The 15,544-nt window shown below is 44.2% G+C and carries 18 protein-coding genes, 1 tRNA gene and 1 pseudogene; 18 read left to right on the forward strand and 2 right to left on the reverse strand.

Going from position 1 to position 15,544, the window contains the following annotated elements:
• Positions 1-8 precede the first annotated feature (8 nt).
• A complete protein-coding gene (locus ACUN2T_RS06265) occupies positions 9-1,226 on the reverse strand; it encodes a tyrosine-type recombinase/integrase (RefSeq protein ID WP_445496723.1) in 1,218 nt (405 codons plus the stop codon).
• Positions 1,227-1,321: 95 nt separating this feature from the next.
• Here ACUN2T_RS06265 and ACUN2T_RS06270 point away from each other — a divergent pair.
• From ACUN2T_RS06270 to ACUN2T_RS06285, 4 genes are all read left to right on the forward strand, one after another.
• Positions 1,322-1,412 (forward strand) — tRNA-OTHER (locus tag ACUN2T_RS06270).
• Between the two features lie 165 nt (positions 1,413-1,577).
• Positions 1,578-2,792, forward strand: a complete 1,215-nt coding sequence (locus tag ACUN2T_RS06275; RefSeq protein ID WP_445496724.1) for a tyrosine-type recombinase/integrase — start codon at positions 1,578-1,580, stop codon at positions 2,790-2,792.
• Positions 2,793-3,016: 224 nt separating this feature from the next.
• A complete protein-coding gene (locus tag ACUN2T_RS06280) occupies positions 3,017-3,232 on the forward strand; it encodes a helix-turn-helix transcriptional regulator (RefSeq protein WP_046973901.1) in 216 nt (71 codons plus the stop codon).
• The gene (locus ACUN2T_RS06285; protein WP_445496725.1) at positions 3,232-3,507 is read left to right on the forward strand and encodes an AlpA family phage regulatory protein; all 276 of its coding nucleotides are present in this window, start codon (positions 3,232-3,234) and stop codon (positions 3,505-3,507) included. The genes ACUN2T_RS06280 and ACUN2T_RS06285 overlap by 1 nt, the downstream gene beginning before the upstream one ends.
• 201 nt (positions 3,508-3,708) lie before the next feature.
• Here the strand turns inward: ACUN2T_RS06285 and ACUN2T_RS06290 are convergent, their stop codons facing one another.
• Positions 3,709-3,900, reverse strand: a complete 192-nt coding sequence (locus ACUN2T_RS06290) for a hypothetical protein (RefSeq protein WP_071880964.1) — start codon at positions 3,898-3,900, stop codon at positions 3,709-3,711.
• 49 nt (positions 3,901-3,949) lie between these two features.
• Between ACUN2T_RS06290 and ACUN2T_RS06295 the strand changes: the two genes are divergently transcribed.
• The 14 genes and pseudogenes from ACUN2T_RS06295 to ACUN2T_RS06360 all read left to right on the forward strand — a co-directional run.
• Positions 3,950-4,144, forward strand: coding sequence for a hypothetical protein (locus ACUN2T_RS06295; protein WP_071880965.1), 195 nt, complete (start codon positions 3,950-3,952; stop codon positions 4,142-4,144).
• A complete protein-coding gene (locus ACUN2T_RS06300; protein WP_445496726.1) occupies positions 4,134-4,541 on the forward strand; it encodes a hypothetical protein in 408 nt (135 codons plus the stop codon). The genes ACUN2T_RS06295 and ACUN2T_RS06300 overlap by 11 nt, the downstream gene beginning before the upstream one ends.
• A 2-nt stretch (positions 4,542-4,543) precedes the next feature.
• Positions 4,544-6,958, forward strand: a complete 2,415-nt coding sequence (locus ACUN2T_RS06305; RefSeq protein ID WP_445496727.1) for a primase-like DNA-binding domain-containing protein — start codon at positions 4,544-4,546, stop codon at positions 6,956-6,958.
• 525 nt (positions 6,959-7,483) lie between these two features.
• Positions 7,484-8,449: a hypothetical protein gene (locus tag ACUN2T_RS06310; RefSeq protein ID WP_445496728.1), complete on the forward strand. Its 966-nt coding sequence runs from the start codon at positions 7,484-7,486 to the stop codon at positions 8,447-8,449.
• Positions 8,446-8,841, forward strand: a complete 396-nt coding sequence (locus ACUN2T_RS06315) for a DUF1240 domain-containing protein (protein WP_445496729.1) — start codon at positions 8,446-8,448, stop codon at positions 8,839-8,841. The genes ACUN2T_RS06310 and ACUN2T_RS06315 overlap by 4 nt, the downstream gene beginning before the upstream one ends.
• A gap of 124 nt (positions 8,842-8,965) precedes the next feature.
• Positions 8,966-10,120 carry a phage major capsid protein gene (locus ACUN2T_RS06320; RefSeq protein WP_445496730.1) on the forward strand — a complete coding sequence of 385 codons (1,155 nt, stop codon included), beginning with the start codon at positions 8,966-8,968 and terminating at the stop codon, positions 10,118-10,120.
• A gap of 44 nt (positions 10,121-10,164) precedes the next feature.
• A complete protein-coding gene (locus tag ACUN2T_RS06325; protein WP_445496731.1) occupies positions 10,165-10,713 on the forward strand; it encodes an HK97 family phage prohead protease in 549 nt (182 codons plus the stop codon).
• 2 nt (positions 10,714-10,715) lie between these two features.
• Positions 10,716-11,933 carry a phage portal protein gene (locus ACUN2T_RS06330; RefSeq protein WP_445497817.1) on the forward strand — a complete coding sequence of 406 codons (1,218 nt, stop codon included), beginning with the start codon at positions 10,716-10,718 and terminating at the stop codon, positions 11,931-11,933.
• Positions 11,930-12,262 carry a phage head closure protein gene (locus ACUN2T_RS06335; RefSeq protein ID WP_445496732.1) on the forward strand — a complete coding sequence of 111 codons (333 nt, stop codon included), beginning with the start codon at positions 11,930-11,932 and terminating at the stop codon, positions 12,260-12,262. Before ACUN2T_RS06330 ends, ACUN2T_RS06335 begins: the two co-directional genes overlap by 4 nt.
• Entirely contained in the window at positions 12,262-12,564 is a 303-nt protein-coding gene (locus ACUN2T_RS06340) for a head-tail connector protein (RefSeq protein ID WP_445496733.1), read from the forward strand. The genes ACUN2T_RS06335 and ACUN2T_RS06340 overlap by 1 nt, the downstream gene beginning before the upstream one ends.
• Positions 12,564-12,986, forward strand: coding sequence for an HNH endonuclease signature motif containing protein (locus tag ACUN2T_RS06345; protein ID WP_445496734.1), 423 nt, complete (start codon positions 12,564-12,566; stop codon positions 12,984-12,986). The genes ACUN2T_RS06340 and ACUN2T_RS06345 overlap by 1 nt, the downstream gene beginning before the upstream one ends.
• Positions 12,987-13,114: 128 nt before the next feature.
• The gene (locus tag ACUN2T_RS06350; RefSeq protein ID WP_445496735.1) at positions 13,115-13,468 is read left to right on the forward strand and encodes a phage terminase small subunit P27 family; all 354 of its coding nucleotides are present in this window, start codon (positions 13,115-13,117) and stop codon (positions 13,466-13,468) included.
• Positions 13,465-15,126, forward strand: a complete 1,662-nt coding sequence (locus tag ACUN2T_RS06355) for a terminase large subunit (protein ID WP_445496736.1) — start codon at positions 13,465-13,467, stop codon at positions 15,124-15,126. The genes ACUN2T_RS06350 and ACUN2T_RS06355 overlap by 4 nt, the downstream gene beginning before the upstream one ends.
• A 274-nt stretch (positions 15,127-15,400) precedes the next feature.
• A pseudogene (locus ACUN2T_RS06360) lies at positions 15,401-15,544 on the forward strand (helix-turn-helix domain-containing protein); the annotation flags it as partial.

Below are 15,544 nucleotides of genomic sequence, written 5' to 3' on the forward strand. Positions count from 1 at the left end.
CTTATTACTCACAGCGATAGCAGCTTACTTTCCCACAACTCTATAATTTCTCTCTTCTCTTTCAGATAGTCGTAGCGATCATAGTGCTTTGTTGAAACACCTGGTTTCTTGTGATTTTGCAACTTATCCCTCATCTCAGAACTAATTCCCATTGCTCCCGCAAGTGTTTTAAATGTGCGCCGGATATCTCTAGGGGTAAAACTAGCAAAATCATTACGTGAGCAAAATTTTCGTAATTGTTTGGCATACTCGGCAGGAAGAAGATGCCCTTCTTTCGTGTTGCCGGGAAAAAGAAAAGGCGATTCTGGATATTGTTTTTCTTGGCGATCTAAAACTTTTGTAGCTGATTCACTTAATGGTATTACATGATAATCGCCATTTTTAGAAATGTGAGGTGGAACTGTTAGTGTATTGTTACTTTTGTCCCAATTATCACGTGTATTTGTCATTATTTCCCAAGGACGTTGACCACCACTAAAAATACACATGAGAAGCAATTGAGCGTAATCAGGATTCATTGGGCATGCAACATCCGGCACTTGAATAAGTTCAAATAGATTGTAAAGTTCATTCCACGAGAGAAAACGGTCTAATGCTTTGTCAGCCCCTTCTTGGCGTGGAACTACCCCAACTGGGTTTCTATCTAATCCATAGATGACTTTTTCATTTATCTTGGCTGGGTCGTTGTCGGCAAACAGACCAAAATTAAATACAGCATGAAGGTTTGAGCGGACTTTATTTGATCCCGCTACCGCACCACGCGAAATAAATTCTGCTAGTACCCGTTTAATTTGATCTGGAGTAATATCTTTTGCGGGTGCATCTTTGTTTATATGCTTACTGTTTAATACTTGGTTAAGCCTATTCTCCGTCTTTTCATATGAGCGCTTTCCCCTTTTCTTTTGATCTGCGATATAATCATCAAAGAGTTGTTTGACAGTAGCGTGCTCAAAAATGGCTTTTTCAGGCACGGAAATATTAACTAACGCATTTTGTGCCTTTACGGTTGCTTCGGCTAATGTTAATGAAGGGTAATCGCCAAGAGTTAAAAATCTGCGGGAACCATCTTTATGGTATTTATACACGAACACCTTGCGTCCAGATGGATAAATCTTGATCCCTAGTCTACCGGTTCCGCGCGTTGCTGATGCTTGCCACACATAGTAAGCCTGATCTTTTGGTTTAATGCCTTTAATCTTGCTATCAGTGAATAATATTCCTGCCATAATGGGTGCTCTAACGGGTGTCTTAGTAATGAAATACTATGATATGGCATGAAATCATTCAACATGATAAATTCTTTTAAAATCATACAAATGAAATGCTTTGAAATAGCAAGAAATCGTTAGAAATCATATATTTTCGGCCTTCTAAGCCGTAGGTCACAGGTTCGAATCCTGTAGGGCGTACCATCCTTTCATATCTTAACGTCTTCCGAAGTCTACAAAACCCCATTAAATCCACAGTATTGGCCTTTTCTTGTTCTCCTGTAGTCTAGTCAGGTATGTTGAAATCTACGATCTTATGGGGGTATATTTAGGGGTATGTTCAGGTTCAATAAAGTGAGATACCCCCAAATGAAGCTAACAGCCCGACAGGTAGAAACTGCAAAGCCTAAAGATAAACCTTATAAACTTGCAGATGGTGGTGGATTATATCTATTGGTTAACCCTAATGGCTCTCGTTATTGGCGGTTAAAGTATCGGATCGCAGGCAAAGAGAAATTACTCGCATTGGGGGTATATCCTGATATCTCTCTCGCAGAAGCAAGAAATAAGCGAAATGAGGCAAGGCGAACACTATCAGGTGGTAGTGATCCGCTTGAGGAAAAGAAAGCTGAAAAAGTCGCCAGAGTTTTTGCGGTCAATAATAGTTTTGAGTCCATCGCCGTTGAGTGGCACGAACATAAGCGCCCCAATTGGTCAAAAGGATATGCCGAAGACATTCTGGAATACCTGCGAAAAGATATTTTTCCCTATGTTGGGAAACGTGCTATTACTGATATTAAACCCGCTGACATGTTAGCCGTTCTCCGAAAGATGGAGCAACGCGGCGTGTTAGATAAATTGAAAAAAACCAGACAAGCATGTCGGCAAATTTTCACATATGCCGTTATTACAGGACGAGCAGAATTCAATCCCGTTACTGATCTTGCCAGCGCGCTTAAGGCACCAAAGCAAAAACACTTCCCACACCTTTTAGCAGATCAAATGAATGACTTCCCGATAGCCTTGAATGATTATAGTGGAAGTAAGGTTACTCAATCAGCTACATGTTTGCTGATGCTTACTGGAGTGCGTACCATCGAATTGAGAGAATCAGAATGGACTGAATTCGATTTAGATAAAGATATCTGGCAAATACCTGCCGAACGTATGAAGATGCGCCGTCCTCACATCGTACCGCTATCAAATCAGGTTAAAGCTATTCTTATTAAGTTACACGCTATTACAGGGCGCGGGAAATATGTTTTCCCTGGTCGTAATGATGCGGGTAAGCCAATGAGTGAAGCCGCCATTAATCAGGTTCTTAAGCGTATTGGTTATGATGGCAGGGCAACAGGCCACGGATTCCGCCACACTATGAGTACAATTTTACATGAACAGGGGTATAACTCAGCTTGGATTGAAACGCAGCTTGCTCATGTGGATAAAAACAGTATCCGAGGAACTTACAATCATGCCCAATATTTGGATGGTCGTAGGGAAATGTTGCAATGGTATGCCGACTATATGGATGTACTCGAACAAGGCAAAAATGTATTACATGGCGAATTTAAGAAGCGCGCTTAACTGGGTGAATAAACAACAATAGTTGTCGTTCAATATATAACTACTTAAGGTTATTTTTAGTCATAAGTAGTTATGTCTGTAAACTGTAAGGTATATTACATTCTTTGTATGAAGTAAGTTACTATTCCAACGTGATGATCTCACATTATAAATTCGGTTTAATTACTCCTGTTCTAATAACATCCAGAAACATCAAATATGGACAAACTAACAGGGGAAACTATATGTCAACAATTACCACATCTAAAGAAAGTCTTATTCGCTTGTCCGAGGTTCAACGCAGAACGGGTTACAGTAAAGCGTGGATTTACAAACTCATTGAAGAAGATAAATTTCCGAAGCAAGTCAAAATTGGCACTCGCTCAATAGCTTTTATTGAGTCAGAAATTGATAGCTGGATAGCTCAACGTATCGCTGAATCTCGCGGTGAGATGATGTAATGAAAAAATACATCTCACCACCCGACGAACAGAGGAAATATATTCTTTCTGCTTATGGTGAATCTGAAAGAAGAATAAGGGAAACAGAACGCAAAAGATTAACGAGTATATCAAGGGGACATTGCTATAAATTAGAAGCCTTGGGTTTATTTCCTCCACGTTGTCATTTTGGGCGTAATTCCTGTGCGTGGCTTTTAAGTGATATTTTATGGTGGATACGCAATCCTCCAAAAGTAGAAAATGTAAACAACCCATATAGCCGAAAAGCACAGTAAATAAAGAAAAATCATGAAAAATAAAAAGACGGATAATAACCGTTACGGGTATCCCTACGCTAAAAATCAGGAAAGTGATATTTCAATTAGTTGTATGGTGATTAGCTGGGTGAAAAAAGGCGGGGATAGCACGGTGAATGCTACCCTTAACTTACTTGCTTTTAGCGAGTTAGTTAACCACCGGATTTATTGTCGGTTAGTTCAACCTTTTGGCTCTATGCCTAGCTGTTCTAATTCTTTGCGGCCTAATGTTTTTAACCAGTTGCCTAAAGTCATTCCAGCATCGGACGCAGCGTCTTCAAACTGTGCTTTTAGCTCAGGTGTTATTCTGATTTGGAAAGTGGGGGACAAGCCTTTTCCTTTTTCAGTTTTATCTCTTTTTAATATTGACATGTACGTACGTAACCTTATAGCATGTGATTTATTACGTACGTACTTTATCATGGTGCACGTACAAAAAGAAACGCCCCCGAATGATATTGGTCGTATCAAACGAGGGCTAACCACCAACGATAACGACAATATCGAGGTAGCTATGTATCAATATACCTTTCTCATCGGAAAGGGCAAAGCCCGTTTGCCTAAAATCCTCTCTATGCGCTTTACCTCCATTCAGGGGGTATACTATGAGCAATAAACCTATCTCATTAAAACAGGCGCTATATCGCGCAGGTCTGGGAATTTCACTTTTCGCGTACATTACCCAAAAAGCCAAAGATGAATGCGAAACCAATTTAAATAACCTGATTGCACTGGCGCATGGTATTCATCAGGAAGTTCACCGCGACCTGTTGAAACACGTCCCGCAGAACCCGGTGAATAAATTAGTCAATTGCATTGTACGCAGGGAAATAGATCCATTAGGTCAGTCCTCGTTTCGCGCGGGCTTATGCACTTCTTTATATGAAATCCTTCTTGAGCAGGCCAGCCAGCACTGTTCCGAAGAATTACATGATTTGCTTTCACTGGCCTGTGATATCAATCAGGAAATTTACTATTCGCTTTATGCGGCGGTTAATGGCGAGGACGAGTGATCATGAGTCAGGGAAATAATAACCAGAAAGGCCGCCCGTTAGATGTTATCCGTGCAGTGAAGCAATCCGCCGCCAATCATTGGCAACTTTTGTTGCCCACCTGTGGTATTGACGTTCCGTTAAAGGGTAAGCATGGGGCTTGCCCGATATGCGGTGGCACTGACCGCTTTCATTTTATCGATGATAACCATAACAGCGACTGGCATTGTCGCCAGTGCGATGAGCCGAATCATGGTGATGGGCTGGATTTAGTAGCGAGAACCAAGGGGATCACGGTTTATGCAGCGGCTAAGTTGGTGGCGGATGTGTTGGTAATGCCTTTGCCCGAACCCAAAACCGTCAAAGAACAACCGCGAGCAGCCAAGCCGATTGCTGAACGCATCGCGGCACTGGTTGCCACGGTTGTTAAGGGCGAATCTCAATATCTGGTGAAAAAGGGGCTGCAATGCCCCAATCAACGATTATTGCAAGATGGCTCGTTATTACTGGTGGTTCAAACACTGGACGGCACAATCACGGGCGCTCAGACCATCAAGCCAAATGGCGAAAAGCGTCTTGTTTCCGGTACGCAGAAAAAAGGCAGTTTTATCCCGGTATCTGAGATAACCGGAACGCCGGACACTTTCATCATCACCGAAGGTTATGCCACCGCTTTAACGGTCAGCCAATTACATAAGGGTGTAGTACTGGCGGCCATTGATGAAGGGAATTTGCTTGCCGTTACTGAACAGGTTAGAACGCAATGGCCAACGGCTAAAATCATCATTGCTGCTGACAATGACTGGCATGAGCTGGGAGAACGGAACAAAAACGGCAGGCTAAAAAAGAACGTCGGCAAAATTGCCGCAGAAAAAGCCGCTCAATCTATTGGGGGATGGGTAACGCTTCCGCCCACAGAATTTAAAGCCGACTGGGACGATTATCGCCAGCATCACGGCATTAAGGTAGCAAAACGGGCATTTAATAATGGGTTATATCAGGTTGGGGAGAAAATACGAATGGAAGCAGAAGCAGTGGTGATCCACGAAGCGAAGCCAAAAAAAGCCAATAACAATCTGGCGCAAATGGCAGCCAGTCAGCGCGGGGCACTGTTGGTTGAACGTTACGGCAAAGTAGCGGTTAATCCTGAGAGCGAAATGGTTTACCGCTATAACGGTGTAACATGGGAAACTGTATCAGATAACGTGCTGCGCCGCGCAATGGTAGCAATCTTCGACCAGTACGAAACACCTTACAGCCCGAACGGGATCAATAACGCTATCTATGCCATGAAATTACAAGTGCCTGTTATCGGCGAGCAGCGGCAGGATTTAATCGGGTTTCGTAATGGCGTGTATGAATTATCGACACAACAATTTACTCCTCATCAGTCGGAACACTGGTTAATGAACCATAACGGCATTGCATTCACCCCGCCTGCTGTCGGTGAAAATTTGCCAGACCATGCCCCAGATTTTTACCGCTGGTTATCTCATGCGGCAGGAAACAATGAAAACAAAATGAATCGCATTAAAGCCGCCCTGTTTATGATCCTGGCAAATCGCTACGACTGGCAGCTATTTATTGAAGTCACGGGCGAAGGCGGCAGCGGAAAAAGCATCTTTACCTATATTGCGACCTTATTAGCGGGAGAACACAATACCGCCAGTGGCAATATGAGGGCGCTGGATGAAGCGAGAGGCCGTTATCAGTTTGTCGGAAAAAGCCTGATTACGTTGCCCGATCAGGTTAAATATGTTGGTGAAGGTGCTGGCATAAAAGCCATTACAGGCGGCGACTTAATCGAAGTCGATGGGAAATACGAAAAACAATTTTCTACAGTAATCAAAGCGGTTGTATTAGCCACCAATAATGAACCGATGAGCTTTACAGAACGTAATGGCGGGATTGCACGGCGGCGGGTGATATTCCCGTTTAATATTCCGGTCAAAGAATCAGAAAAAGATCCTGAATTATCGGAAAAAATCAGCCGGGAACTGCCTGTGATTATCCGCCATTTATTAAACGAATTTGCCGACCAGAACAAGGCTAAAAAGCGGCTACAGGCGCAACGCGATTCTAACGAAGCACTATTAGTGAAAAGTAACTCCGATCCTCTGTATAATTTCTGTGCTTATTTGGTGTCAGTCAATGATGCAACAGGGATGAAGATGGGCAATAAGAACATCAGCCCACGCGCACCGAGGCTGTATTTGTATCATGCTTACCTTTCTTTTATGGAAGCGCACGGCTTTGAACGCCCGCTCACACTGACCAAGTTCGGCGAATCTCTGCCTAAAATTATGCTGGAATACAAAAAGGAATATCGGAAAGTGCGAACCAATAAAGGCTATTCTTATCACGTTGAGTTGTCAGAAGAAGCCGAAGAGTGGTTGCCGTCCGTACCTGAATGCCGGGACTTTAAATCCCCGCTATAAACTTTTTATGTTTTAGTCTGCATTCCATACATCATTTTAAATATCTATCTGTATTTAAAGGAAAATAATAGATGTATAGTTATTTCTTAGCTATACATCAAATATACATTCTCTTCATTAGGATAAAAAAGGGGTGAACAGGGGTTACAGTTAATGAATATTATATTAATTGCCAAAAACCCAGATGTAGCAAGGCTTTCAGGGGAATGTGCAGAGGGTGCATAACTGAGAGGAGAAAAAAGATTTATAGGGGGTATCTCTGGCAGGCAAATAAAAGCCGGATGAGTCTGGGATAATAAATTTAGTGCATAATTTTTTTATTATGGTGTGACTGAAATTAAAATTAAGTAATTGTCTGATTTTGCTTAAGAATAGAGATTCATCACAAATTTAAAGGTGGATCTTTTCCATGCTGGAATGGGTAAGCATTGTTGTTATATCCTGCTTAATTGATGCTACATCGGAAATCTTGACACAAGTCAATCAATTATTAATTTGATATTGAGTGCTACGGAGAATTGAGGAATGACACATAAAAAATATAATCCCACTTGGGATGGTTATATGGGCGATTTTTTAAGGGGTAATGTAGGGATTAATCAGCTAAAACCCCAGCATGAATTTTTTGATGCCATTGGGTTAGAAAAAGTATTGAGTGATAATACCCAATATCACTTTGTTCTCACATTAGCGCAAGCCAAAAGCATTATTGAGGATATCAGTCCCTCCCATCCACAAACCCCAAGTCATGGAGAAGCATTTGCAAGAGGTACGGAAGCAGAAAATCTAAGTTACGGAGACGAATTTGCAAGAGGCGCGGAAGTAGATAACAAGAAAAAAAATCCTATGGCGTATGTATTTTCTGTCACAGATCCTATTTCCACCTATGCGGGAAATATTTATGATTCACATGGGTTTTCTGATGTTTGCCGGGAATTTAAGAGGTTAAGTATTACTGCAAAAACCTATGTGGGAGAAAATGGGAAAAAATATATTCATCTGTCAGGTCATGCTGGTCTTAGGCGTCTTGTCAGGGGAACCCGATACGGTGCTAGCCACCCTCAAATGTTAGCTATGGGGATAGGACAGCAGGGTCTTAATGCTAGTATTATCAAAGGTGTTAGATTCTGTATTGTCTTTTCGATTGGCTATAGATTGATAGAAAGTATTTTTAAGGATGAATATACTTTAGCCGATTTTATCGGCAACATAACAATGGATATGGCTAAAACTGCTATTATTGCTGCTTCCTCTTGGATTGTAGGATCACTTTTAACTGCCACTGTTTTGGTAGGTGGAAGTATTATTGTTGTTGCGGGAATAGTTTTAGCTGTTGGAATTCTAGCGGCTATCGGTTTAGATCTTGTTGATAAGCAATATGGAATAAGCGAAAAATTAATAGCACTTTTGAAAGAAGAAATGAAGAGAAAGCCAAGAACACCGGAAGCAGACTTACAATATTTTTTTAATACGATGGGAAGAATTAGGTGAATAGCAAATATTTAAAAGCCTTGGGTGGAGTAATATTGTTATTATTCCTTACATTTCTGATGTGCTTCATTATTAAATCTGCTGTTTCATTAGTATTAATGAAAGATGAAATAACATTCTCCAGCGCAGTTATTATAAGTATTCTATCTTTCCCTATAATATTTTACTCTTTATCAGGTTCTGTTTTTTTCTTTATATTTGATAGATTACCTAAATACAACAAGATACTTGTTAAGTACCTGAGTAGATTGATGATTGCATCATTTGTCATTAGCTTACCTATCTCTTTTTATGTTGATTATAAGTTAAAAAATGATGGTTATTTGACATGTGATAAAATATCGTGGATGTCACCAACAACCTACGTAAAAAATTTATTACTTTGTAAATGAAAAGTTTTGTAAATATTTCGTCTTCATGTTTCCCCTTGTTTAGCCTCTAAATCACAGAGGCTTTTTTATTATTTTTCACGGTGTTAAATAGTGTTTTAAAGAAAATAACTATTCCAAAAACACCATGAAAAAACTACTCGAATTACGCCAACAAAAATCCGATTTAACCATCCAAATGCGTTCACTTCTCACCAAAGCCGAAGACGAAAAGCGCTCCTTGACTGCCGATGAAGCGAAACAGTTCAACGAACTGCGCAGCCAGTCTGATTCTCTCAATACCGAAATTGCCCGTTATGAGGCGTTATCTGATGAAGAATGCAGTCAGGTTAAGAATCAGCCAGCCAGCAACAAACTCAATAACGACGAGCTGCGCAGTTATATTCTGACTGGCGAAACTCGCTCGTTGTCTACAGGCGTCCCGGCAGACGGTGGCTATACCGTTATCCCTGAGCTGAATAAACAGATTATGCAGCAATTGGCTGATGAATCTGTTATGCGTCGAATCTGTACCATCAAAACCACACGCAGCAATGAATATAAGCAGCTTGTTTCAGTCGGTGGCGCAGCGGTTGCACACTCCGAAGAGGGCAAGGCTCGCGGTGAGACGTCTACGCCGAAAATGGAAGAAGTGAGCATTAAGCTGTTTCCTATCTACGCTTATCCCAAAACCACACAGGAAATTATCGATTTTAGCGATGTTGACATTTTAGGCTGGCTGACCTCAGAAATTGCAGACACTTTTGTCGATACCGAAGAAACGGATCTCATTAGCGGTGACGGCAGCAAGAAAGCAAAAGGCTTCCTGTCTTATCCTCGTGACACCCAAGCCGATAAGGTTCGCGTATTCGGTACGCTGCAAAAACTGGAGGCTGCCAAACTGGAAGCCGATAGCCTGATTGATCTGAAATTCTTGCTCAAGAACAAATACCGTAAAAATGCTGTTTGGGTGATGAATTCCACAACAGCGGCGCAGGTGCAGAAGCTGAAAAACGGCAACGGCGATTATATCTGGCGCGAACGCCTGCAAGCGGGTGATCCTGATATGCTGCTGGGCTTGCCTGTTCATTATCTCGAATTTATGCCGGATAACATTATCGGCCTGGGTGACTTCAAGCGCGGTTACTTCATCGTTGACCATCAAACGGGCACCCGTACCCGTCCTGACAATATCACCGAACCGGGATTCTATAAGGTACATACCGATAAATATTTAGGCGGTGGGCTGGTGGATTCCAACGCAATCAAGGTGCTGGAAATCAAAGGCACGAAAGCGGATTAACGATAAGGGGCAATGCGCCCCTTTAACGTCTTGGAGTCTATCGAATGAGAAATGATTTTGAAATCCGCACCGCTTCCCTTTCTGCCAGTGATAAGAAACTGACAGGCTATGTGATTAAGTGGAACAGCCGATCCCAAATCTTGTGGGATGAGTTTGTCGAGCAGTTTGCTCCGAATGCCTTTAGCGCCAGCTTAACCACAGGCGCAGATATCAGGGCACTTTATGAACATGATCATATGAACCTATTAGGCCGTACCACGTCCGGTACGTTGCAACTTAGCGAAGATGCCACCGGGTTACGTTTCGAATTAACCCCGCCTGATACCCAATTAGGGCGCGATGTATTGACGTTGGTTGAGCGTGGCGATATTGCCGGAATGAGTTTCGGATTCAGGGCACTTAAAGACCAGTGGGATACAGGGCAAACTCCTTATATCAGGACGGTAATAGAAGCGGAATTGCGGGAAATTACTATTACCAGTTTACCCGCTTATCCTGAGAGCGGCGTGGAGATCGCCAAGCGTTCGCTGAATGTGACTAAACCCAGCAATGTAGATTTGCGTCATTACTGGCTGCAACTGTCTGAGGTGTGATGATGTGGCCTTTTAAGCGAAAAACTCCTGAAACCCGAAGTATGACCATTGATGAGTTTCTTTCTCTGGCAGGTATCCCGAATACCAAATCAGGCGAACATGTTTCACCCTTGACAGCCGAAGGTCTGCCCGCCGTGATGAATGCCGTCACGGTGATTAGTGAAGCGGTGGTGACTATGCCCTGTTACCTTTATCGGGTTCAGCACCAGAACGGCAAAGAGTCCCGCGAGTGGTTGAGCGATCACCCCGTGGATTATTTGCTTAATGAATGCCCGAACGATTGCCAGACTCCCTTTCAGTTTAAGCGAACCTTAATGCGCCATTGCCTGCTGAATGGTAATGCCTATGCGGTGATTGTCTGGGGCAAAGACGGACAGCCACAATCCTTGCATCCTTACCCGCCGTCAGCGGTTGTACCTCTGCGTTTATCAGATCACCGGTTCGCTTACACCATTACCGAACCTTATAGCGGCAAGGTGAAAACTTACCTACAGGAAGAAATCTTACATTTACGTTATGCCACCGAAGACGGCTTTCTTGGTCGTTCACCTGTCACTATTTGCCGTGAAACTCTGGGTTTAGGGCTGGCACAACAGCGCCACGGCGCAAGCATTATGAAAGACGGCATGATGGCGGCGGGGGTGATTAAGGCGGCTGATTGGCTGGATGGCATCAAAGGTAATAAGGCACTGGAAGCCCTCGAACGTTATAAAGGTGCGCGCAATGCCGGAAAAACGCCCATTCTTGAAGGCGGGATGGAATACCAGCAATTAGGCATGAGTAACCAAGATGCGGAATGGCTGGCCTCTCGCCGTTTCACCATCGAAGATATTGCCCGAATGTTCAACGTCAGTCCGATCTTCCTGCAAGAGTATTCAAACAGCACTTACAGCAATTTTAGCGAGGCATCCCGCGCTTTTCTGACGATTACCATGCGCCCGTGGCTTGCCAACTTTGAGCAACAAATTAAATCGGCTTTGCTGGTGGCCTCACCAAAAAGCGGCATTCGTTACCAAGTCGAATTTGACACCGCCGACCTGCTTCGCGCCAATCCGAAAGAACGCTTCCAGAGTTATGAGACTGCCATTAAATCCGGTGTCATGTGCCCGAATGAAGCCCGTGAACGGGAAGGATTATCACCCCGCGCAGGTGGTGATGAATTCAGTCAGGCATGGAAGCAAACGGTGGAAATCAAACAAGACAAGGAGAGTAACGATTGAGAGCAGGCAGATTACGGCATCGGGTGACTATCCGAAAAAATGAAGCCAGCCGAGGTAAATTTGGTGAAGTACTCAACAATTGGGTGGATGTTGCCACTGTCTGGGCAGAAGTGAAAGCGATTAGTGGTCGGGAGTTAATGGTATCCGGTGCGGTTTTCTCTGAGGCCACTGTACGTATCTGGCTGCGTTATCGTGCGGATGTGACCACAGCGAACAACATTACCTATCACGGCGTAAACACCAGAAGGACGGAATTCGACATTGTGGCGGTGATCCCCGATGCGAAACATATCCGCTTAGAGCTGCTTTGTAAGGGCGGTGTATTCTGATGAACCCGATTGAAATTCCTCTGAACGAAATCAAACAGCATTGTCGATTGGAAGAGGATTACACCCTTGATGATGCTTTGTTAATGGCTTATGCCGAAGCTGCGCTGGAAGTCTGCCAGCAACATATTGGTAAGCGGTTTGGTGATGATCTGGCTTTTAGCTCAGCGATTAAAGTCGGTTGCCTGCTCTATATCGGCTTGTTGTATGAGAATAGGGAAATGGCAACAGATGTTGAGCTAAAAAAAGTGCCCTTTACCATCAAATCGTTGTGGTCTGTTTATCGTGATGTGGGGATCTACTGATGCCGTGGCAACCGTTGAAACGCTGTAGCTATCCCGGTTGTAGGCAACGGGTAAAGTCCGGTCGCTGTGAAGAACATCGGCGGGAACAGAACAAGCAGCGTGGCACACGTACCGAGCGTGGCTATAGCAACCGCTGGGGCAGATACAGATTGATGTACCTGAAAGCTAATCCTCTCTGTGCCCACTGCTTGCAGCAAGGTAGCTACACACCTGCAATCATTGTGGATCACATCATCCCGATACAGAGTGAAGCTGATGTGCTGTTCTGGCCTGCATCCAATCATCAAGCACTATGCCACTCTTGCCATAACCGTAAGACGGTACAGACAGACCCCATCACCAAAGCACAGCGCAAACAGGGAGCTTATTGGGAGCAGGAGATTGAGGCTGCAAGGTATCGTGATTGGTTCGTCGCAGAATAATAAATCAATGAAATCATGGGTGGGGGCATCAAAAATGACAAATGCCCCTCTGAGCAGAACCGCCCACCCCTCAAATTTTTATGCACCGCAATTTTTTGGAAAATAAAACGACAAGGAATATAAAAACGATGGCAAGAGCACCTAAACCTCCAACTTATTTAAATGAGATTGCGACCAGCCAATGGAAAGCCAAAGCAAAAACTTTAAGCGAACGGGAAGATTTGAACGCCGCCGATTGGAACAATTTAGAACTCTATTGCGTCAATTACGCCATTTACCGAAAAGCCGTGGCAGATCTTGATATCCGGGGCTTTAGTATCGTTAACAGTCAAGGCAGCGAAAGCCGCAATCCATCACTGAGCGCAAAGGCGGATGCTGAAAAGATCATGATAAAAATGTCGTCATTGCTGGGCTTTGATCCGGTATCACGGCGTAAAAACCCGATAGAAACCGAGGAAGAGGACGAGCTAGACCGCTTATGAACGCATGGGAGCAGTACGCTTTTGATATCGAAAACGGTAAAATTCCGGCCTGTAATCGCTTAAAACAGGCGGTAAAACGCTATTCTAACGACCTGAATAACCCGCTTTATACGTTTGATTCCGAGATTGTAGAGCGTTTTATTGGCTTTTCTCGCCTCTGCCCGCACGTCAAAGGCCACTTGCGCGGTAAACCGATTGTATTAGAACCGTGGCAGCAATTCACCTTTGCTAATCTGTTCGGCTTCAAAGTGAAAGCGACCGGACGCCGCAAATATCGCAGCGCCTATATTCAAGTACCCCGCAAAAATGCCAAATCTACGGTAGCGGCAATGCTGGCGAATTGGTTTCTGGTGATGGAGTCAGGCCAGCAGGATATTTACACCGCCGCCGTGAGCCGCGATCAGGCGCGTATTGTGTTTGATGATGCCCGCCAGATGTGCCTGTTATCCAAACCACTCAAGAAACGGTTAGCGATTCAGCAACATAAAGTCACTTATGCTAAGAGTAACAGTCTGTTAAAGCCGCTGGCAGCCAAAGCCTCGACCATTGAGGGCACAAACCCCAGTCTCGCAATTGTCGATGAGTACCATTTGCACCCGGATAACGCCGTTTACTCTGCCCTTGAGTTGGGGATGGGCGCACGTCCCGAAGGTATTCTGTTTGCCATTACCACGGCAGGCAGTAATGTAATATCCGCCTGTAAACAGCACTATGATTATTGCTGTCAGATACTGGCAGGCGAAGAGCAGAACGAATCCTTGTTTGCTTTGATTTACGAACTGGACGACGAGAACGAAATTGATGATGAATCACTTTGGGTTAAGGCCAATCCGAATCTGAATGTGTCGGTAGACAGCACCTCATTGCATGACACTATCCAAAAGGCGCGTGGTATTCCCTCACAATGGACAGAGATGTTAACCAAACGCTTTAATATCTGGTGTCAGGGCGAAACGCCGTGGATGGGTGATGGCGCTTGGAAAGCCTGCCAGACAGAATACGATGAAAACGATCTTAAGGGACTGGAGTGTTACGCCGGACTGGATTTGTCTTCAACAGGCGATATCACCAGTATCTGTTACACGTTCCCCGTGGATAATGAACTGTTATTACTGACCCGCCACTATTTACCCGAAGCCCAGCTACAGAACTCAGCAAACAAGAACCGGGCAACCTATCGTCAATGGGCGCAACTGGGCTGGATACGCACAACACCGGGCGATTGCATTGATTATGATCGTATCCGTGATGATATTCTCAAAGACAGTCAGCAATTTGATATCAAGCTGGTGGGCTTTGATACATGGAACGCCACTCACTTAAGAACGCAATTACAGGGGGCTGGGCTGGATGTTGAGCCGTTCCCGCAAACCTACATGCGTTTTAGCCCTGTGGCTAAATCTGCCGAGGTGTTTGTTAACCGCAAAATCATTCGTCATAACGGCGATCCGGTGCTCGCTTGGGCGATGTCCAATGTCGTGATGGAAACGGACGCGAACGCTAATATCAAACCGAACAAGAAGAAATCCGCGAATAAGATAGACCCTGCAATCGCGTTCCTGATGAGCTTTGGCACGTGGCAGATTGAGCATGAAGAGTTTGCATTTACCTTAAGTGAAGAACAGCAGCAGCGCCTTAAGGTGTTTAATGGGATATAGCGAAAAAAGTTAAGCGTTTATACTGATTCGCTTATTGAGTCAGATAAACCAATCGGTTAAAGTAGCCCAGCCATTGGCAAAATCCAATGGTCAGGGATTTGCAACCCTGTAGACACTCCACTGGTAGGATGTTTCTACCAGTGTGCCTGCGTTCGCCTTTTCTATGGCGGTTCAGGCAGGGGAGGCTTCGGCCTTGCCGGATGAGTGTCCCGGTATTGCAAACCCTGTCCGAATCGCCACCATCAATGATCAATTAATGGAAGGGGTAGCAGGAATGAATAACGTTAGAAATGACTGGCATCAAGCTGACATTATTGCTGCATTACGTAAGCGTGGTACGACCTTAGCGGCTGTTTCCCGTGAAGCGGGACTCAGTTCATCTACACTAGCAAATACTCTCAGTCGGCCTTGGCCTAAA

This window comes from Photorhabdus machadonis, assembly GCF_052657765.1.